This window comes from Bacillus sp. NPDC094106, assembly GCF_044764345.1.
GTDB lineage: Bacteria > Bacillota > Bacilli > Bacillales > Bacillaceae_G > Bacillus_A.
In genome coordinates this window covers 349,558-368,931 of sequence record NZ_JBIWHY010000003.1, presented here as the reverse complement: position 1 = coordinate 368,931, position 19,374 = coordinate 349,558, and the positions used below count along the sequence as shown (strand labels likewise).

At 35.8% G+C, this 19,374-nt stretch carries 22 protein-coding genes and 1 riboswitch; of the genes, 14 read left to right on the top strand and 8 right to left on the bottom strand.

Going from position 1 to position 19,374, the window contains the following annotated elements; all coding sequences use genetic code 11:
• Positions 1-172: 172 nt before the first annotated feature.
• A riboswitch (cyclic di-AMP (ydaO/yuaA leader) is annotated at positions 173-318 on the top strand.
• Between the two features lie 102 nt (positions 319-420).
• Genes ACIQ7L_RS06500 through kdpDN form a run of 6 tightly spaced genes read left to right on the top strand, consistent with a single transcriptional unit; the run spans position 421 to position 6,213 of the window.
• Complete coding sequence (locus ACIQ7L_RS06500) at positions 421-525, top strand: signal peptide protein (protein ID WP_335358733.1); 105 nt, start codon at positions 421-423, stop codon at positions 523-525.
• On the top strand, positions 522-602 hold the full coding sequence (gene kdpF, locus ACIQ7L_RS06495; RefSeq protein ID WP_335358746.1) for a K(+)-transporting ATPase subunit F: 81 nt from the start codon (positions 522-524) through the stop codon (positions 600-602). Before ACIQ7L_RS06500 ends, kdpF begins: the two co-directional genes overlap by 4 nt.
• A gap of 19 nt (positions 603-621) precedes the next feature.
• Positions 622-2,289 (top strand): potassium-transporting ATPase subunit KdpA, encoded by a 1,668-nt coding sequence (kdpA, locus tag ACIQ7L_RS06490; protein ID WP_400567633.1) that lies wholly within the window; start codon positions 622-624, stop codon positions 2,287-2,289.
• A 13-nt stretch (positions 2,290-2,302) separates the two neighbouring features.
• Positions 2,303-4,402, top strand: a complete 2,100-nt coding sequence (gene kdpB, locus ACIQ7L_RS06485; RefSeq protein WP_400567631.1) for a potassium-transporting ATPase subunit KdpB — start codon at positions 2,303-2,305, stop codon at positions 4,400-4,402.
• Positions 4,403-4,420: 18 nt separating this feature from the next.
• On the top strand, positions 4,421-5,002 hold the full coding sequence (gene kdpC / locus ACIQ7L_RS06480) for a K(+)-transporting ATPase subunit C (RefSeq protein ID WP_400567630.1): 582 nt from the start codon (positions 4,421-4,423) through the stop codon (positions 5,000-5,002).
• A gap of 56 nt (positions 5,003-5,058) precedes the next feature.
• A complete protein-coding gene (gene kdpDN / locus ACIQ7L_RS06475) occupies positions 5,059-6,213 on the top strand; it encodes a KdpD-like non-kinase potassium sensor (protein WP_400567628.1) in 1,155 nt (384 codons plus the stop codon).
• 252 nt (positions 6,214-6,465) lie between these two features.
• On the opposite strand, the gene ACIQ7L_RS06470 is transcribed toward kdpDN, so the two are convergent.
• Positions 6,466-7,674, bottom strand: coding sequence for an MFS transporter (locus ACIQ7L_RS06470; RefSeq protein WP_400567626.1), 1,209 nt, complete (start codon positions 7,672-7,674; stop codon positions 6,466-6,468).
• Between the two features lie 148 nt (positions 7,675-7,822).
• Between ACIQ7L_RS06470 and ACIQ7L_RS06465 the strand changes: the two genes are divergently transcribed.
• The 3 genes from ACIQ7L_RS06465 (at position 7,823) to ACIQ7L_RS06455 (ending at position 9,556) form a co-directional block, all read left to right on the top strand.
• Entirely contained in the window at positions 7,823-8,284 is a 462-nt protein-coding gene (locus tag ACIQ7L_RS06465; RefSeq protein ID WP_400567624.1) for a MarR family transcriptional regulator, read from the top strand.
• A gap of 130 nt (positions 8,285-8,414) precedes the next feature.
• Positions 8,415-9,269: a patatin-like phospholipase family protein gene (locus tag ACIQ7L_RS06460; RefSeq protein WP_400567622.1), complete on the top strand. Its 855-nt coding sequence runs from the start codon at positions 8,415-8,417 to the stop codon at positions 9,267-9,269.
• Between the two features lie 74 nt (positions 9,270-9,343).
• Positions 9,344-9,556, top strand: coding sequence for a hypothetical protein (locus ACIQ7L_RS06455; RefSeq protein WP_335358747.1), 213 nt, complete (start codon positions 9,344-9,346; stop codon positions 9,554-9,556).
• Between the two features lie 43 nt (positions 9,557-9,599).
• On the opposite strand, the gene ACIQ7L_RS06450 is transcribed toward ACIQ7L_RS06455, so the two are convergent.
• Positions 9,600-10,901 carry an NCS2 family permease gene (locus tag ACIQ7L_RS06450; RefSeq protein ID WP_097894637.1) on the bottom strand — a complete coding sequence of 434 codons (1,302 nt, stop codon included), beginning with the start codon at positions 10,899-10,901 and terminating at the stop codon, positions 9,600-9,602.
• Positions 10,902-11,134: 233 nt separating this feature from the next.
• Between ACIQ7L_RS06450 and ACIQ7L_RS06445 the strand changes: the two genes are divergently transcribed.
• From ACIQ7L_RS06445 to ACIQ7L_RS06435, 3 genes are all read left to right on the top strand, one after another.
• Positions 11,135-12,001, top strand: a complete 867-nt coding sequence (locus ACIQ7L_RS06445; protein ID WP_400567620.1) for an SDR family oxidoreductase — start codon at positions 11,135-11,137, stop codon at positions 11,999-12,001.
• 78 nt (positions 12,002-12,079) lie between these two features.
• Positions 12,080-12,838, top strand: coding sequence for a L,D-transpeptidase (locus ACIQ7L_RS06440; RefSeq protein ID WP_400567618.1), 759 nt, complete (start codon positions 12,080-12,082; stop codon positions 12,836-12,838).
• Between the two features lie 104 nt (positions 12,839-12,942).
• On the top strand, positions 12,943-13,215 hold the full coding sequence (locus tag ACIQ7L_RS06435; protein ID WP_400567616.1) for a hypothetical protein: 273 nt from the start codon (positions 12,943-12,945) through the stop codon (positions 13,213-13,215).
• An 86-nt stretch (positions 13,216-13,301) separates the two neighbouring features.
• Here ACIQ7L_RS06435 and ACIQ7L_RS06430 read toward each other — a convergent pair whose 3' ends face one another.
• The 6 genes from ACIQ7L_RS06430 to ACIQ7L_RS06405 form a co-directional block, all read right to left on the bottom strand.
• Positions 13,302-13,517, bottom strand: a complete 216-nt coding sequence (locus ACIQ7L_RS06430) for a DUF1540 domain-containing protein (RefSeq protein WP_400567614.1) — start codon at positions 13,515-13,517, stop codon at positions 13,302-13,304.
• 72 nt (positions 13,518-13,589) lie between these two features.
• Positions 13,590-14,036, bottom strand: coding sequence for a thioredoxin family protein (locus ACIQ7L_RS06425; RefSeq protein ID WP_400567613.1), 447 nt, complete (start codon positions 14,034-14,036; stop codon positions 13,590-13,592).
• A 12-nt stretch (positions 14,037-14,048) separates the two neighbouring features.
• A complete protein-coding gene (locus ACIQ7L_RS06420) occupies positions 14,049-14,468 on the bottom strand; it encodes a disulfide formation protein C (RefSeq protein ID WP_400567611.1) in 420 nt (139 codons plus the stop codon).
• 319 nt (positions 14,469-14,787) lie between these two features.
• Entirely contained in the window at positions 14,788-15,036 is a 249-nt protein-coding gene (locus tag ACIQ7L_RS06415; RefSeq protein WP_400567609.1) for a YhdB family protein, read from the bottom strand.
• A 121-nt stretch (positions 15,037-15,157) separates the two neighbouring features.
• Positions 15,158-15,658: a PCYCGC motif-containing (lipo)protein gene (locus tag ACIQ7L_RS06410; protein ID WP_400567607.1), complete on the bottom strand. Its 501-nt coding sequence runs from the start codon at positions 15,656-15,658 to the stop codon at positions 15,158-15,160.
• A gap of 152 nt (positions 15,659-15,810) precedes the next feature.
• A complete protein-coding gene (locus tag ACIQ7L_RS06405) occupies positions 15,811-16,407 on the bottom strand; it encodes a hypothetical protein (RefSeq protein WP_400567605.1) in 597 nt (198 codons plus the stop codon).
• Between the two features lie 369 nt (positions 16,408-16,776).
• On the opposite strand from ACIQ7L_RS06405, the gene ACIQ7L_RS06400 reads away from it, so the two are divergent.
• Positions 16,777-17,337: a nitroreductase family protein gene (locus ACIQ7L_RS06400; RefSeq protein ID WP_400567603.1), complete on the top strand. Its 561-nt coding sequence runs from the start codon at positions 16,777-16,779 to the stop codon at positions 17,335-17,337.
• 181 nt (positions 17,338-17,518) lie between these two features.
• On the top strand, positions 17,519-18,934 hold the full coding sequence (locus tag ACIQ7L_RS06395; protein WP_400567601.1) for a SpoVR family protein: 1,416 nt from the start codon (positions 17,519-17,521) through the stop codon (positions 18,932-18,934).
• Positions 18,935-19,374 lie beyond the last annotated feature (440 nt).

Here is a 19,374-nt window from a genome sequence, read left to right as displayed (position 1 = left end):
TTAATGAAAAAGAAAGAAAAGACAAGAAAACGCATGATAAAACATTAATAACTTTAAATGTAAGCGTTTAAACGGTAAAATATTTGCTTATTTTAGGTAATTTTTCTCTTTACAAGTTAAATATAGAGGAGTATATTTACATTCATAAATTGTTCATAAAAATTCCAAAAACAACCTGATATCGCTGAGTCCAATTATTTGGAGCGGGGGAACCAATTTTGTGCATTGTCACTTGGGGTGAATCTTTCATGATGAAAGTAGGGCTACTCTTTAGGCCCGAATCCGACAGCTAACCTCGTAAGCGTTTGGAGAGGAGGTTTACTTTTGTGTTGTTCATTTTTGAACACTGAGTAGAGCCTCAGTGTTCTTTTTTTGATAGGCAAATGGTAAAATTTAACATTTAGAAACGAGGGGAAAATAATGCTTGATATTGTGATGGTCGGAATTTTTATTGTATTAGGCGCATCTATGGTGGGGCTTGCAAGCTGGTCGGATAAAGTTGTGAAAGAAGGGAAGCAATCATGACGATTGCCTTATCGGTTATTGTTGCAGGGATTACGGTGTATTTAGTTTATGCGTTATTAAATCCAGAAAAGTTTTAATTAGGGGGAATCATTCATTATGATTTGGGTTGCAGTTGTTGTCACAATGTTATTATTCATTCTTGTTGCAAAGCCAACGGGTATTTATTTAGAAAAAGCTTTTCAAGGGGGTAGCAAACTAGATAAAGTATTTGGACCTGTTGAAAAACTTATTTTCAAAATTACGGGCGTGAAATCATACAACCAAACCTGGAAACAGTACGCACTATCGTTAGTTGCACTCAATGGTTTTATGATCGTTGTTGTATATTTCATCTTTCGCTTGCAGGGTGTATTACCGTTAAACCCAGCACATATTGCAGGGATGGAGCCAACGCTTGCTTTTAATACAGCGATTAGCTTTATGGCTGATACAAACTTACAGCATTATAGCGGTGAAAATGGATTATCTTATTTATCACAATTAGTTGGGATTACATTTTTAATGTTCGCTGCACCAGCAACGACATTAGCGCTTGTAATGGCTTTTATAAGAGGCTTAGCAGGAAAGGAACTTGGTAACTTTTTCGTTGATTTTACACGAGCTTTAACAAGGGTATTTCTTCCTATTGCATTTGTTGCAGCGCTGATTTTTGTTGCACTTGGTGTACCACAAACTTTAGATGGAGCAGTTACAGCACACACAATTGAAGGAGCGAAACAAAGTATTTTGCGCGGTCCTGTAGCTTCATTTGTTTCAATTAAGGAACTTGGTAACAATGGTGGCGGATTCTTCGGAGCAAACTCGGCACATCCATTTGAGAATCCAGGACAAATGAGTAACATTTTACAAATGATGCTCATGATGCTACTACCAACAGCTTTACCGTTTACGTATGGGCGCATGGTTGGAAATAAAAAACAAGGACGTATCCTTTTCGTTTCCCTATTTATGGTATTTTTAATTGGTTTTATCACGATTACTTCATCAGAATTACACGGAAATCCAGTATTAAATCAAATGGGTATCGAACATGTGCAAGGGAATACAGAAGGAAAAGAAGTACGATTTGGAACGGTCTTCTCATCACTGTATGCGACAGTAACAACGGCAGCTGAAACAGGTGCGGTTGATACAATGCATGACACGTTAACACCAATTGGCGGATTGGTACCACTTGTAAATATGATGTTAAATACAGTGTTTGGTGGCGTTGGTGCAGGATTTGTCAATATCATTATGTACGCAATTATTGCGGTCTTTATATCTGGATTAATGGTTGGACGGACACCAGAGTTTTTAGGTAAAAAAATTGAAGGGAAGGAAATGAAGTTAATTGCGGTAACAATATTATTTCATCCATTGTTGATTTTAGGATTTTCGGCATTGGCCCTTTCAACACATTTAGGAACAGATGCAATTTCTCATTCAGGTTTTCATGGTTTAACGCAAGTGGTATATGAATATACATCTTCTGCCGCTAATAATGGATCTGGATTTGAAGGACTAGGCGATAATACAGCGTTTTGGAATATTACAACTGGTATCGTTATGTTTTTAGGTCGTTATTTTAGCTTAATTACAATGTTAGCTGTTGCAGCTTCATTGAAAGAGAAGACAGTAGTGCCGGAAACAGTAGGAACATTCCGCACAGATAATAGTTTGTTTGGAGGCATTTTCATTGGAACGATTGTAATCGTTGGAGCATTAACATTCTTCCCAATGTTGGTATTAGGACCAATTGCAGAATTTCTTACATTGAAGTAATGGAGGGTAAATGATGAGACCTGTAGTGGCAAAAGAAAAACAAGTTGATCAATCGATTACATCGTCAATACATGCTGTAGAAAGTGAAGTTAGACAAGCGAAAACGATGGATCGAGATATTGTTACACATGCGATGAAACAATCAGTTGCGAAACTGAATCCGAGAGTAATGGTGAAAAACCCAATTATGTTCGTGGTGGAAATTGGATTTGTTATTACTCTTATCTTATCGTTTCTTCCCAATGCATCTAGCAGTATACCAGGATGGTTTAATATAACAGTTTCTCTCGTTCTATTATTTACAGTTTTGTTTGCTAATTTTGCAGAAGCATTGGCAGAAGGGCGTGGTAAAGCACAGGCCGATTCTTTGAAGCAATCGAAGAAAGATGTATTTGCAAACGTTATAAAAGAAAATGGGAAAATTGTTCAAGTTTCAGCTACTGAACTAAGAAAGGGCGACATCGTAATTGTAAAACAAGGAGAAATGATTCCAAGTGATGGTGAAGTCATTAAAGGTTTAGCATCAGTCGATGAATCGGCTATTACGGGGGAATCCGCTCCTGTTATTAAAGAAGCTGGTGGAGACTTTTGTTCAGTAACAGGCGGTACAATGGTTGTTAGTGATGAAATTACAATTTCGATTACAAGTAATCCTGGTGAGTCATTTATAGATAAAATGATTTCTTTAGTAGAAGGAGCTGCTCGTCAAAAAACACCGAATGAGATTGCTCTGAACACAGTATTAACAAGTTTAACTCTTATTTTCTTAATTGTTGTTGTCACACTACCGATTTTTACAAATTATTTAGGGTTTAAAATTGATACAGCTGTACTTGTAGCGCTTGTCGTTTGTTTAATTCCAACGACAATTGGTGGTTTATTATCAGCCATTGGGATTGCTGGGATGGACCGAGTGACAAAGTTTAATGTATTAGCGATGTCAGGTAAAGCTGTAGAAGCTGCGGGTGATATTAACACAATTATTTTAGATAAAACAGGTACGATTACTTTTGGGAATCGGATGGCACATACACTACTTCCTGTAGGAAATGAAACGATTGAACAATTAGGAAAATGGGCTGCACTAGGATCGGTTTTAGACGAAACACCAGAAGGACGATCTGTCATAGAATATGTAAAATCAAAATCTTTTTCTTATAATAGAGAACTAGCAGAACAAGGTGAATTTGTTCCATTTAAAGCAGAAACAAGAATGAGCGGTGTGGATTTACCTGATGGGACAAAAGTAAGAAAAGGTGCAGTTAATGCGGTTATTGAGTGGGTACAAGCACAAGGTGGAACGATACCAAAAGATTTAAATCAAAAAGCTGATTTTATTTCAAAAGAAGGTGGAACGCCACTTGTAGTTGCAGTGGATAGTCGTATTTATGGATTAATCTATTTAAAAGATACTGTAAAACCTGGTATGCGTGAACGTTTTGAGCAGCTTCGCCAAATGGGAATCAAAACAGTTATGTGTACAGGTGATAATCCATTAACAGCAGCAACAATTGCGAAAGAAGCAGGGGTAGATGAGTTTGTTGCAGAATGTAAACCGGAAGATAAAATTGCAGTTATTAAAGCAGAGCAAGATAAAGGAAAACTTGTAGCAATGACGGGTGATGGTACGAACGATGCACCAGCGTTAGCACAAGCTGATGTAGGGTTAGCGATGAATAGCGGAACAACAGCTGCGAAAGAAGCAGCGAATATGATTGATCTAGATTCCAATCCAACAAAAATTATTGAGGTTGTAGGGATTGGGAAGCAGCTACTAATGACGCGCGGTGCGCTAACAACATTTAGTATCGCGAACGATATAGCGAAATATTTTGCAATTATCCCAGCGATGTTTACATTAGCAATTCCGCAAATGGAAGCACTCAATGTAATGAAATTAACTTCGCCGCTTTCAGCCATTTTATCAGCATTAATCTTTAATGCAATTATTATCCCATTACTCATTCCTTTGGCGATGAAGGGGATTGCATATAAACCGATGAGTTCCAATGCCTTACTTGGTCGTAACTTATTCATTTACGGTCTTGGAGGAGTGATTGTTCCTTTCATTGGAATTAAAGTAATTGATATGATTGTGGGATTGTTTATATAAGGAAGAGGGGAAAAGAAGATGGCTAACAAACAAAGTATACTTTCACCGGTCATTCGTGTTACTTTTACATTTCTTGTCCTGTGCGGGCTTTTATATCCATTGCTTGTAACTGGAATTGCACAAGCGGTAATGAAGGACAATGCGGATGGAAGTCTTATATATAATGAAAAAAATGAAGTGATTGGCTCAAAATTAATCGGCCAAAACTTTACAGATCCACGTTATTTTCATGGACGTGTTTCAAGTATAGAATATAAAGCTGAAGCATCGGGATCAAATAACTATGCACCATCTGATACTGATTTAGTAAAACGTGTAGAAAAAAGTGTAACAGATTGGAAAGAGAAAAACCCGGCTGTTCCAGTTACGGAAGTACCGATGGATTTAGTGACGAATTCAGGTTCTGGGTTAGATCCTGATATTAGTCCAGAGGCAGCTTACGTACAAGTGGATCGAATTTCTAAAAAAACGAATATTCCGAAAGAAACAATAAATCAAATCATTAAAGATCAAACAGAAGGTGCTGCATTAGGGTTATTTGGAGAAGATCGTGTGAATGTTTTGAAATTAAATTTAGAGTTACAGAAACTAATGAAATAGTACCGTCGCTACCTCAATCGAATGGATTGAGGTAGCGTTGTTTGCTAGGAAGGATTGTGTGTGTAATGTATGCAGATGACTATAAACCGACATTTCAAAGACGTACGCCGGAGGAATATTTAGAATATATTCGAAAGCAAAATCGCGGGAAATTAAAGTTATATGTAGGGGCTGCTCCGGGAGTAGGAAAAAGTTATAAAATGCTGTTTGACGCGCAAGAGATGAAAAAAGAGGGCGTTGATATTGTAATCGGTTTAATTGAAACACATGGAAGAAAAGAGACAGAAGAGGCAATTGCTGATTTAGAAAAAATTCCTTTAAAAGAAATGAATTATAAAGGAAAAGTATTTTATGAGCTTGATGTAGAGGGGATTATAAAGCGAGCGCCTCAAGTCGTTGTTGTGGATGAATTGGCACATAGTAATATACCTGGATCAAAACATAAAAAACGCTACATGGATGTAGAAGAATTATTAGACGCTGGAATATCAGTATTATCGGCGTTTAACATTCAGCATTTAGAGAGTGTTCATGATATTGTAGCGCAAATCACGAATGTAAAAGTACGAGAGCGTATTCCCGATTTTATTTTACAAAAAGCAAATGAGATTCAACTGGTTGATGCAACACCAGAAGTATTACGAAAACGATTAATAGATGGGAAGATATATAAGGAAGAAAAAATTCAGCAAAGCTTACAAAACTTTTTTACAGTTAATAATTTAGGAGCTTTACGAGAACTATCACTTCGCGAAGTTGCAGACGACATGGACGAGAAAATTAGTCAATTGGTGATGGAACCAATTGGTGTAAAAGAAAAGATTCTCGTATGTGTGCAGTACAGCTCAACAGCGGAGAAATTAATACGGCGCGGCTGGCGTATGGCAGACCGATTAAATGCTGAATTGTATGTATTAAATGTTGAAAGAGAAAATATAGAATCAATCTCGGTAGGAAAAAGACAAACAATTGACGAATGGCAAGCTTTGACGAATCAATTTCATGCAACTTTTTTATTAGAAGAGGCGAAAGGAAGAAAGCCAGCTGATGTCATCATTGAAGTGGCAAGCCGATTACAAGTGACACAAATCTTACTTGGGCAATCAGCAAGAACAAGATGGGAAGAGATTCGAAAAGGGTCCATTGTAAATGAGATTATGAGGCAGACGAAACATATTGATATTCATATTGTGGCTGATCAGAGAGTATAAAGAGAGAATGTCCAAATGTAGCAAAGTAGCTGTTTTCGGACATTCTTTATTTTTGTTTGTACGTTATATATAACCGGCATAAAACCCCTCTTTTTAGGTGGGAGAGAGCATCTGATCATGCATAGAAGCGGTCAAGGCCCTTTTCTGCCACATACGAAGTAAAAACAGAAAGAGCAAACGAGTGTAGATTACTTTTATTCTGCATAGCAGGGATGTAGATGTCGAAAAATTAAAATGGATTTATATAAAATATTATTTAGTTTTTGGAATCCCAGCTTTTCTTACAGGATGAGAAGTTAGCTTTTTCATAGCATATAAGACCACAATCAGAAAAACAATTGCCTCTACAAAGAAAATCCAAAAGTAATTTTGATGAAAGAGTAGAAAACTACCTACGATCGGTCCAGTACCCATTCCGATATAACGGATAAAGTTGTAGATACCAATGGCAGTTGCTCGTTCTCCTACAAATTCTTCTGTTAATAAAGTTGTATGAGTTGGCATGGATAATCCCATGCTGAAACCGTATACGGATGTAATAATAATCAAGATCGGGATGCTTATATGATAGGTGAAAGAAAATAAAATTACGCATATGATATTAAAAAAGCTAGTGATAAGTAAAGCCTGTTTTGCTGTGAGTAATGTTTGCAAAAATTTGTAGCAATAACTTCCTAGCATAATACAGAGGGACATTGGTACAAACATAAGTCCGATTTCACCTGCGTTTAGATGAAATACATTTGTTAAGATGCTAGGTAAAAAAACGAGGAAACAAAAATAGATACAAAACTGCATAAAACCAATGATTGCAATAGAAGATCCAGTCTTATTTCTTAAAATACTCCAATAATTATTTGTAATTTTGTCTTTTTTGAGTACGTCTGGTTTTGTTTCTGGCAACAATACAATATTTACAATTAATAGGGCTATACCAATCGTAGATAAAAATAGAAAAATAGATACGTGACCGTTTATGTTTCCAAGATAGCCTCCCATGAGAGGGCCTATCGCTGGAGCAAGAGCAAGTAACATTTGATAGAGACTCATTGCTTTCCCGCGTTCTTTTCCTTCGAATAAATCACCGATAATAGTAGCAGCAACTACAGGTATAGCGGCTATTCCTAATGCTTGAACAGCTCTAAAGAAAAGGAATAAATAGATGTCTGTCGTAAAAGCACAACCGATTGAACCGATCGTACTAATAATTAGACTAGGAATGAGAATATATTTTCGTCCTTTTGCATCAATCAATGGTCCGTAAACAAGCTGCATAATTGCAAGAACAAAAGTAAAAATAGAAACAGTTAAATTTACAAGATAAAGAGAGGTGTGAAAGGAATTTTGAATCATTGGTAAGATAGGTGTGTAAATATTTTGAGCAAAGGAACCTAATAGAGCGCTAATACAAACGATATACAAAATAGATTTTAATTTTGATGAAGATAATGAGTGATTCATCATAAAACCTCCTTATTTTTGTTTCCTTGGAAACAAAAATAATTTTAACATTATTTTCTCACTTGTAAAGATAAAAAAATAAATTTACAATGGTATATAGTTAAATTGTTTCTTTGGAAACTTATAAAAATTGATGGAGGGGAACGGATTGGAACGTACAGCTAAACAAATGGAAATACTTTCGGATATTCGTACACTTTTTCATAAAAGGGAAGCGCATATGAAGGATAATGAAGAGCGCTTTCTTCGCGAGACAGGTGTAAGCGGCATGTCTTTATCAGAGTTACATGTTATTCAATGTATCGGAAAAAATGGTTTGATGAATGTAACAGCAATTACAACAGAGATGGGGATGACGAAGGGAGCAATTTCTAAAATTTGTACAAAGCTGTTTAATAAACAATTCGTTGAGAAGATGAAAATGTTAGATAATCAAAAGGAAATATTTTTTCGTTTGACGGACAAAGGAAATGAGATTTATATAGCACATGAAAAATTACATCAACAAGCTGAAGAGAAGTGGTTGTTACTTTTAGATAAGTATACAGAAGAGGAATTAATATATATTCAAAGGTTTGTAAAGGATGTAGGATTGCATTTAGATAAGTAGAAGAATAATTTTTCGTTCACACCAAGCCTTCTGAATATGGTTTCTGAAACATCTCATATATAATAGAAAGATATACTTCACATAGTGAATAATTAAAGAGTCAATATATATAGAAAGAGGAGAGAAGAACATGCTTGAAAATACGGGATTAGTATTAGAAGGCGGCGGTATGCGCGGTGTATATACTGGTGGGATACTAGAATACTTTATGGAACAAGATTTATATTTTCCATATGTAATCGGTGTTTCAGCTGGTGCCTGTCATGCAGCGTCGTATCTTTCCAGACAAAGAAATAGAAATAAGACAGTAAATATTGATTATGCAAAACATCCAAGATATTTATCTTATAAAAACCTATGGAAAAAACGTCAGCTATTTGATATGGATTTCATTTTTCGTGAAATTCCAGAAAAGCATGTACCGTTTGATTTTGACACCTATTTTAATACTCCAGAGCGCTTTCTTGTAGGGACGACAGATTGCGAAACGGGACAGCCTGTTTATTTTGAAAAAGAAGGCACAAATGAAGATGCATTGAATGTATTACAAGCCTCTAGTTCCTTGCCATTTATCGCACCGATTGTAAACTATCGAGGTAAGCAATTGTTAGATGGCGGAATTTCCGATCCAATTCCAGTTCGTAAAGCACAGGAGGATGGATATAAGAAATCAGTCGTTATTTTAACGAGAAATCATGGGTACGCTAAGAAAAAATCAAAGTTTGGCTGGATTGCAGGGAAGGCGTATAAAAAATATCCAAACCTTGTGAATACGATGCTTACTCGTTATGAAATATATAATGAAACACTTCATTACATTGAAAAAGAAGAGCTAGCTGGTAATTTATTTGTTATTAGGCCAGAAGTACCACTGCAAGTAGATCGTATGGAAAAAGATACAGAAAAACTACAAAACTTATATGAGCAAGGATATAAAGATGCAAAGAGACAATTTGCAGATTTACAGGCATTTTTGCAAAGTTAAAGCCTCTGAATAGGGGTTTTTTATCTATAGTGAATATGTCATATGGTATAATGTGGATAAAAGTATGTGAAGGAATGATACATATGGAAAATGTATATAAAGGACTTAGACATACTGGATGTACGGCAATGCTTATTTTTGGCGGGGTATTTCTACTTCGCTGGTTGATTCATGATGAAATGTTATTAGATCAACTCATTGGGTTTTGTGTCGGAATGATGATGTTCATTTCTTCCTTTTTAATTCAAAAATATAGTAAAGAATTGCGAATGAATGAGAAATATTAGAAAAAGCCTTGATTCACAAATTCCGTGAACCAAGGCTTTTTTATTAATGCGGTAAGAAAACTAACTGATAAGCAAACAAAATTCCAAATACATACACAAGTGGGTGAACAGTACGGAATTGTCCTTTTGCTACTTTCATAAGTGGATACGAAATGAATCCAAGTGCAATACCTGTTGAGATACTTGATGTAAGTGGCATGCTTAAGATTACTAAGAATGCTGGGAATGCTTCATCGAATGTATCCCAATCAATGTTACGTACAGCTCCCATCATGAGGCTGCCGACAATAATTAATGACGGAGATGTAATTGCTGCAACACCAGAAACAGCACCTACTAGAGGGCCAAAGAATACAGCAACTGCAAATAGTACAGCCACTGTGAGTGTTGTTAAACCAGTACGTCCACCAGCTGCAACACCCGCAGATGATTCAATATATGCTGTTGATGGTGTTGTCCCGAACATAGCCCCGATTGTTGCTGAGAAAGAATCAGATAGAAGAGCTCGTCCCGATTTTGGAAGCTTGCCATCTTTCATAAATCCACCCTGATGGGCAACACCAAGTAGTGTGCCTGTTGTATCGAATAGTGTAACAAGTAAGAGCGAGAATACAACGCCGTATAATCCGTAATGAATCACATCAGAAACAGCAGTAATTGGATTTGAAACTATAATTCCTTCTGGTAATCCAGGCATTGATGTAATCCCGTTTGGAAATGTTAACTGACCTGTGAAATAAGCGATAATTCCTGTTAAGAGCATTCCGATGAATAATGCGCCGTTTACATTTAAGGACATAAGAACTAGAGTAATTCCAAGTCCAGCTAACGCTAGTAGTACAGGAGGCGAATGAAGATCTCCAAGTCCAACTAAATTAGTTGGATGTTTTGTTACAATGCCTGTCAGGCGTAAACCGATAAAAGCAATAAATAAGCCGATACCAGCAGTAATTGCGTGTTTTAAATTTTCAGGAATTGCTTCCATTAACTTTGTACGGAAAGATGTGAATGATAACAAAATTAAGATCATCCCTGCTACGAATACAGCAGAGAATGCAATTGCAAATGTCATGCCTTCATGTGCTTTTACAACAGAGTAAGAGAAGTAAGCATTTAGTCCCATACCAGGAGCGATTGCAATTGGTAAATTTGTAAAGATTGCCATAAATAATGTTCCGACAACAGCTGCAATAATTGTCGCTGTAAATGCTTGTTCAAACGGAACGCCTGCATCTCCAAGGATGACAGGGTTTACGACAATAATATATGCCATCGTTAAAAAGGTAATAATACCTGCCATGATTTCAGTTTTAATAGAAGTTTTATGCTCCGAAAGGTTAAACATATAAACATCCTTTCTTTTTTACGAATGATTTTCACAACAGTTATATATAATATTCGTTTTTAAAATATTTTGCAAGAGTTTCACAAAAAAAGTTTATGATAATTCATATTTTATGTCTTAATTTCGAATATTAATCACCAAACTGCCTTTATATTTCGGCTTTTAACGTATAAGTACTTTTCATAATTGTGTACATGATAAGGAAGAGAAACGAGAAGGAGTTGAAATGAAGTATGACACAGCAAAAAAAGTTTTTAACATTGCCACCGCAACATCAAAATAGACAACCGGGGATTGAAGCAGTAATGAATCCACTTCCAGAGTATGAAGACCTTAATTATCGCGGTAGTGAGAAATTAAAAGGGAAAAATGTACTTATTACAGGTGGAGATAGTGGGATCGGAAGGGCAGTATCTATTGCTTTTGCGAAAGAAGGGGCACATATTGCTATTGCGTATTTAGATGAATTAGAAGATGCGAATGAGACAAAAAGGCTTGTTGAAAAACAAGGTGTAAAATGTATATTGCTTCCAGGGGATTTGAGTAGTGAACAGCATTGTCAGCACATTGTAAAAGAAGCGGCTTCCAAGCTGGGTGGTTTAAATATTCTTGTAAATAATGTTGCACAGCAATACCCACAACAAAGTTTAGAATACATTACAGCGCAGCAGCTTGAAAAAACATTTCGTATTAATATTTTTTCGTATTTTCATGTTACAAAAGCGGCACTTGCACATTTAAAGGAAGGAGATGCAATTATCAATACAGCATCTATTGTTGCATATGAGGGAAATGAGCAACTTATCGATTATTCTGCAACAAAGGGAGCGATTGTTGCTTTTACGCGTTCACTTGCAAAATCATTAGTACAAAAAGGAATTCGTGTAAATGGTGTTGCACCAGGACCAATTTGGACGCCTCTTATTCCATCAAGTTTTGATAAGAAGAAGGTATCGGAATTTGGAAGCGATGTCCCGATGAAGAGGCCTGGTCAGCCATATGAATTAGCACCTGCCTATGTATATTTAGCTTCAGGAGATTCAACATATGTATCTGGACAAATGATTCATGTAAATGGTGGTGTAATTGTGAATGGATAAGCTAAATTATTCATAAGAATCGAATGTGTAGTAAAAGCTAATCGTACCATCGTATATGATGGTACTGGGGGGATATGAATGAAGAAAGTATTGTTAACAGTGATCCTCTTTTTGTGCCTACCGATGAGCGCTTTTGCCGATACAGATCATTTGATATTGATTAATCTTACGACAAATCAGTTATCTTTTTTTGAAAATGGAAACTATGTAAGAACATTCCCGGTAACAACAGGGAGGAATAGTACACCAACTCCTGAAGGAACCTTTTGTATTATTAATAAATATAAAAATAAAGAATATCACCGTAAAAGAATTCCTGGTGGTGCCCCCAATAATCCTCTTGGAACACGGTGGCTTGGATTAAATGAAAAAGAATATGGGATTCATGGAACGAATCGTGAAGGAACGATTGGAAGAAGAGAATCAAATGGTTGTATCCGGATGCATGACAGAGATATACAGTGGCTATATGACAAGGTAGCATTGCAAACAAAAGTAATTATTTCTCGGTTTCATACGTCTCCAGAATATGCAGCTTATAAGCTTGGATATCGTGTTATAAGTTGGAATGGACGGAAAGTGGATGAAGAGCAGATTGGAATGCTGACACTTGTAGATCGCGTGAATATATACTGGCAAGAACCGAATGGGCAATTGACAGAAGTAAAAACTGTATTGCCGAATGAACGCTATGCGGTGTATTCCCAAAGGAACGGACACTATTATATCGGGAATAATTTGTATATTATAGATAAAACAGGAGAAAAAATTCGCTATGAACAATTACCTTATTCTATTTTAAGCAATATATACAAAAGAAAATACAATGTTCCGTGATAGCTACCGTAAATAGGCGGTAGCTTGTTTATTCGTAGGCCTCTCAATCGCAACTATTGTGCTTTGTTGAATATAATACAGTACAGATTGGGGGCGGTTATTTTATGAGGAAAGGGAACAGCGAATTTGCTTTTAAACTCTTTTTAATAACAAGTGGTTTATTTATTGTTTATTTGTATGTATCATTTTTGTTTTTTCTGTATATACCTTATATCGATTTAATCCTGTTAATCGGCTTTATTTGGTCCTTTATTCAAGCGAGAGAGGGAGAAGAGGGGATATATCGCCAAATCACTTTATGGGGAACCGTTTGTATATTGATTGTGTATATGCTTATCATGCATGATACTTGGAAATATGGATTTATTATGATATGAAAGTTAAATGAAAAGAGATTGGTTGTATCTATTAAAGGTGGAATGAGAAAAAATCCCCATCTCCTGTTGAGATGAGGATTTTTGAGTTAATATTTTGGTCTAAACGTTTGGCAACACGTTTCAACACTTGTTACCACGGAACTTTCGAGTGTTTCACCTGTGAAAGCCGCATTTGTATAAGAATCATCGCTTGATGGATTCGTATTTTGGTCATCAGGCTGAACAAAAATTGTACTTGCTTGACAAAAGTTGCCTTGTCCCCAAAATGAACAGTTGGAAACGGAACATCGTACTTCTGGCATGAAATCCCCTCCTTATACATTAGTGTGGGATTTTACACCCGTTTCATGTATAGAGGAAGTTTCCTTTTCTTGTTACTTTTTAGTTTCTTTAAACCATTTTTCAAAAGCACCTTTTGGTTGATCACCTGTAATACGACTTACTTCTTTACCTTCTTTATAATGAATAATTGTTGGTGTACCTTCAATTTTAAATTCATCCCAAACAGCATCAGGTTCTTTTTCAATATCAATTACCTTCATGTCAACATTCAAATCTTTTGCAAGAGGTACAACGATAGGAGACACTTTTTTACAATGAACACAATCTGTTTGGTAAAAGTAGATGGTTTGATCTTTTTTATCCGCTATATTTTTACGAAGATCCTCAAGAGAAATTTTATTTGCATAGTAATTTTCTTCACTTTTTGTTTCATTTTTCACTTCGTTGTTTGTTTTGTTTTTATCTTCCATTTTTGCTACAGCCCAAATGGCTGCAAATAAGACGATAATGATACCGCCAAATATAAGCATCTTTTTCATGATTGCATCTCCTTATTTGTTTTTGATGACAATAAAGCTACAAACAGCAATTGTAATAAATCCGATTAACGCTAAAAATGGAATTGTGATGAAACCAAACCAGTTAATGTATTCTCCCGTACAAGGTATACGTCCACAAGCTGCACCTGCCGCTGAGAATGCAGAGACTTTTTGAATGGCATAGTGATATAAAGAAATACAGGCGCCAATACTAGCGATTGGTAAGGAATAAGAAGCGATGCGATAGTCTTTTTTTACTACAGCAATGCCTAGCCATAAAACAAATGGATACATAAAAATGCGCTGATACCAACAAAGTACACAAGGTTCAAACTTCATGATTTCGGAAAAATATAAGCTTCCCAGTGTAGCGATAAAAGAAGCCCCCCAAGCAATCAATAAAGCATATTCTTGTTTTTTTTCACGGTTCATATTTTTACCTCTCTTATAATAGTTACATACTAAATTATAGTATGAAGGCAGCAAGAAAATAAAGAGAAAATATTTTTATCAAGAAAAGTTTTATAAGTGAAAATGAAAAAACAAGGTGTATAAACCTTGTTTTTAAAAGCGATTTTCGGCTTTTATTACATTGAAAAAGTTTTTTTACAGTCCATTGGCAATGTAATGATACAGAAAAATAAGTATAAAAGTTTATGCAACTCATCACGTCCGTCAAATCAATAATTATAAATAGGGGTATGGAAAAATGTTCATAAAGCGCTATCCTCAAAAGAGAATAGCGCTTTTTTTAAATTTGTACTTGCTCTATTTCTTCTACATGTGACTTTTGAGAGGCGTGGTCAATATATTGAAATAGAAGCTGCAGTTGTTGATCTACTTCTTGTAGTTCTTTACTGTATTGATAAGCGTGTAAAAAATGTTCAATTCGCTTAGAAAACAATTGATCATCAGTTTGTACCATTAAAACAAGCAACTTGTCCCAATTACAACAATACGTGTAATAGAGAGCTTTATCGTAGTCGTTATATGTGTACATTGTGAACCCTCCTTATCGGGGAGTTACATATAGTGTATGACAAGTGAGAAGAAATACACGTGAAAGAATTTGTTAAGGAAAATGTTGAATGGAAATAAAAAAACGAGGAATTTCCTCGTTTTTAAGCCTGTGGCATTAGGGTAGGTGTTGGTTTTGCATAACCTTCTTTATATTTGTCATCAATGTAGTTTCTAATTTCAAGGCTGGATTTGCCTTTTTGCTTCATGGAGGCAGACTCAGCTGCAATCTCTAAACAGTTCACACATGTTGTTGCGTGAGAGTCCCAAACAACTTCTCCATTTGCCTTGATTTCTTGGATAAAACAATTTTTATTGCTTTTATGCCCGACACTTTCTCCGCATCCACAGTAACAAGGTATCCAATTTAATAATTCAGCATTTTTCCCAGCAACCGCATAAATCTCCTTCATTTGAGGATCCAGTTTGTCCAAAAATGTTGGTAGTGTGTCAATTCCTTTTGTTGTTTCTTGGATGTCACCTTGCTGTACGTGGTGTGAGGCATGTTCTTCTTTTGACTCAGAAGATTGCTTTTTATCAGCCGCACCGCAACCAGAAAGGATAAGGCTAGTTATTACAATGAGAGAAAATAAATGTTTTTTCATATACTTTTCCCCTTTGCTTTTCTGTTAGTAAAAATTGTATCAGACTCTCTAGTGCTTTCCTATCATGAAGTTAAAAAATAAATGAATATAATACATACCAGATTAGGATAAAAAGGAAGGGCATTCAATAAAATGCACCTTCCTTTTCATGTTTAGTTTGCTTTATTTTCTTTTACAGATTGTAATAATTTCATCATTTCTGTTCGGATATCCTCTTTTTTAACATTTAATTTTTCCGCGATTTGTTTGACATGCATGCCATCTTTTTTCATTTTCAATACATCATTGAGTGGCGTATTACTTTTTTGGGCAATGATTGTTAAAACTGCAAGTTGGCGTAAACCAATATGATTATCTTTCATCGTTTGTTTCATTTGATCAGGTGTAGATTTTTGCATGTCTGCGATTTTTTGTAGTAATGCTTGTTTCGTTTCCTTACTCATATGATGTTTATGCAGTTTTTTTGGATCTACACCAAAATGCTGTGCGGTTTTTTTCCAAGATTTATTTTCTTTATAGTAAGATAAAACGTCTTTAATATCCTTTTTACTAATCTTTGCAATGTGTGCTGCTTTCAAAATATCATGTTTTTTGTATCCTTGCTTTTCAAGTGACTGTATTTGTTCTTCTGAGATTAGCTTATGATGATGCATCACAACTTCTTCTTGTGTGGCAGCTGCAGCTGGAAAAACGGATACCCCACATAGTAGTGCAGCCATAGTTATACTTAGTGCAATTTTTTTGTACATAAAAATTCCTCCTAATTGGATAAAATGGAAAACGTTACATATAGCATGTCCGTAATTTATGAAAAACTTGTGAACATTTCAAGTTTTTTTAGTCACAATGCAGGAGTATTTTTTTTATCTGTTTCCCAACATAAAACATTGATTAATGATGGAAAACTACGTTATAATTGAAATTGAAAATCAATATCAACAATAAACTTATACATATATAAATCCATTTTAATGTTTCGACATCTAAATCCTTGCTATGCAGTAGAAAAAGGCCCTGACCGCTTCTATGCATGGCCAGATGCTCTCTCACACCTAAAAAGAGGGGGTTTATGTCGGTTTTTTAAATACATATAGACGAAAATAAGGGAGAGAAATAATATGACTACATATGCTTCCATTGCAAATATTATTAGGGAAAGAAGATCCATTCGTACATTTATAGATAAAGCAGTAGAAAAAGAATTGTTAATTGAATTATTAAATGATGCAACGTGGGCGCCAAACCATCGTCATCGTGAACCTTGGCAATGTAAATTATTTATTGGAGAAGGGCGTAAAAAATTAGTGGCTGCTGTATTAAATTCTTTTACAGAGGAAGAAAGGGCAAAACGAGGTGAAATGTTATCTAATCGTTTTCTAAGTACACCAGCTCAAATTGTTGTTTATATGGATGAAGATCCACGTCAATTGCAACGTGATGAAGACTACGCAGCGGTATGTGCATTTATGCAGAACTTCCAATTACTTGCGTGGGAACGAGGGCTAGGTTGTGTTTGGAAATCAGGTGGATTAATTTATAATCCACTATTTATAGAAGGAATTGGATTAACAAAAGGACAACGTATTGTTGGAATTCTTCATATTGGTTATTTTGATAAGGCGCCAGAAGGAAAAGCGCGTACACCGATTGAGGGGAAATTAGAAATGATTGAGGATTAATAAGAGAGAAATGTTATTTTGCTCCGAAAAAAATGCTTAGATTTCGAGTGTGTTTTGTAACTTAGAATATGTTTCTTTTAATCGTGCTATAAATGCATCTTGATTTTGCTGTGTTTAGTCTTCATGAAAGCTTGTTTTTCTTCATACACTTTCATAAAGGGAAGTGTAAGGAGGGAAAATAATGAAAACTAGTGATGATAAAACATTGCAATATGCAATTGCGGAAATTACGGAAATCGCCACAGGATTTGGATTGGATTTTTACCCGATGCGTTATGAAATTTGTCCAGCGGATATTATTTATACATTCGGTGCATATGGGATGCCAACGCGCTTTTCACATTGGAGTTTTGGAAAGCAATTTTATAAGATGAAACTTCACTATGATTTAGGATTGAGTAAAATATATGAGCTCGTAATTAACTCTGATCCGTGTTATGCATTTTTATTAGATACAAACGCACTCATTCAAAATAAGCTTATTGTTGCTCACGTATTGGCACATTGTGATTTCTTTAAAAATAACATTCGGTTTTCTAACACAAAACGCGATATGGTGGAAAGTATGGCAGCAACTGCGGATAGAATTAAAAATTATGAGCATAAATACGGAAAAGCAGAAGTTGAAACGTTTTTAGATGCGGTATTGGCTATTCAAGAGCACATTGACCCTTCGCTTATGAGACCAAAGCTGTCGTGGAGTGCAGATGATCAAGAAGAAGAAAAAATAAGAAAGGCTTCTACGCCATACGATGATTTATGGAACTTAGAGGATCGAAATAAGAAACGCGAATTACCTAATATGCGGAAAAAAAGAAAAATTCCGCCGCAACCAGAAAAAGATTTACTTCTCTTTATTGAACAATATAGCCGCGAACTGGAAGAATGGCAGCGTGATATATTAACGATGATGCGGGAAGAGATGCTGTATTTTTGGCCGCAGCTTGAAACGAAAATCATGAACGAAGGCTGGGCTTCATACTGGCATCAACGCATACTCAGGGAAATGGATTTAACATCCGATGAAGCAATTGAATTTGCTAAACTAAATGCAGGGGTTGTTCAGCCGTCAAAAACAAGCATTAATCCATACTACCTTGGTATTAAAGTTTTTGAAGATATTGAAGAACGTTACAATAATCCAACTGAAGAAATGAAGCGGCAAGGAATAAAGCCGAATTCGGGAAGAGAGAAAATCTTCGAAGTGCGCGAAATTGAATGGGATGTATCATTCCTTAGAAATTACTTAAACAAAGAACTTGTCATGCGTGAAGATATGTACTTATTCCAGCGTCAAGGGAAAGAGTATAAAGTAATTGATAAAGAGTGGAAAAATGTTCGTGATCAGCTCGTAAACACACGTACAAATGGTGGGTTTCCCTATTTAGTGGTTGAAGATGGTGATTATTTAAAGAATGGCGAACTGTATATTAAGCATTGTTATGAAGGAATTGAGCTTGATTTGAAATACTTAGAGAAAGTACTGCCGTATATTCATCAGCTATGGGGAAGAACGGTCCATATGGAATCTGTTGTGGAGAGTAAAGGGGTAGTCTTTTCTTATGATGGGAAGATGGTGCATCGGAAGTATGTGTAATAGGGAAAGCCACTATGTATATGTAGTGGCTTTTTCGTTGTTAGAAAGGATTGTTTTTATGTAATTAATCCTGTCTTTATGAAAGACAGGAACATCAATTTCATGATTAGCCCTCCCTTAACGTTATATAATTTAAATCCTTTTCATAAGCGGAAAGTTTGTTTAGTATAAAAATGGTAAAATGAAAAATTGGAATTTTATCCCGCATTAACGGGCAGTAATACTCCCACCTCAAAATTCGGCGAAAGCGTTGTCCAGCTCTAGCGGCTAGAATCTCCGGTCGTTTCGTCCCCTCGGACGAGGCAAAAAGCGCCTCTCTGCCTTTGGCTCCAACGTCCTGCAATTCTGAGCGAGCCGCTTCCGCTTTTCTAAAGAAGTGAGGTGGGAGATAAACTGCCCGTAAAAGCCCGATTGGTGAGGGCTAATAATCCGTGGGGGAT